Raw genomic sequence first — 635 nt, 5'->3', positions numbered from 1 at the left:
CCGACAGCGCCCGCCGGTGGACGAGTCCCTTCGCCACGGTGTGCTCGAACGTGAGCGCACGCAGCGCGGCCCCCACACGGTCCGTCTCGGCCATCACGGTCACGCGAATCCCCTTTTTCCAGACTGTCCTTGACGACGGCCACGCTCCCAGCGACGGCTCACGCACCCCTCACGTGCCCATCACGCCTCTCTGAACAGGGCTAGCCGAGGATCCCCCGGTCGTACGCCACCGCCACCGCCGCCGCGCGGTCCTTGACGCCGAGCTTGGCGTACAGGTGGGTGAGGTGGGTCTTGACGGTCGCCTCGCTGATGAACAGCTCGCGGGCGATCTCGCGGTTGGAGGTGCCCTTGGCGACCAGGGCCAGCACCTCGCGTTCGCGCGCGGAGAGCGGTTCGTTGCCGGGCGCCCTGGGAGCGCGGACGGCTGAGACGAGGCGGGAGGCCACGGCCGGGGAGAGGACCGTACGGCCCTGTGCCGCCGCCCGTACGGCGGTGAACAGCTCCTCGCGGGGGGCGTCCTTCAGCAGGTAGCCGGTGGCGCCCGCCTCGATCGCGGGGAGGGTGTCGGAGTCGGTGTCGTAGGTGGTGAGGACGAGGACCCTGGCGCGGGCGCCGGTGCGGGTCAGGGAGCGGAT

General features: G+C 71.8%; 1 protein-coding gene. It reads right to left on the bottom strand.

Annotated features, from left to right (window positions below; genetic code table 11):
• Window positions 1–200 precede the first annotated feature (200 nt).
• Window positions 201–635 (bottom strand): LuxR C-terminal-related transcriptional regulator (locus CCL05_RS45495; protein ID WP_086565911.1); only part of this gene is annotated, 435 nt, incomplete at its 5' end.

This window comes from Streptomyces africanus (genome assembly GCF_002150735.1).
GTDB classification, from domain to species: domain Bacteria; phylum Actinomycetota; class Actinomycetes; order Streptomycetales; family Streptomycetaceae; genus Streptomyces; species Streptomyces africanus.
This window is presented reverse-complemented; position numbering and strand designations above follow the sequence as displayed.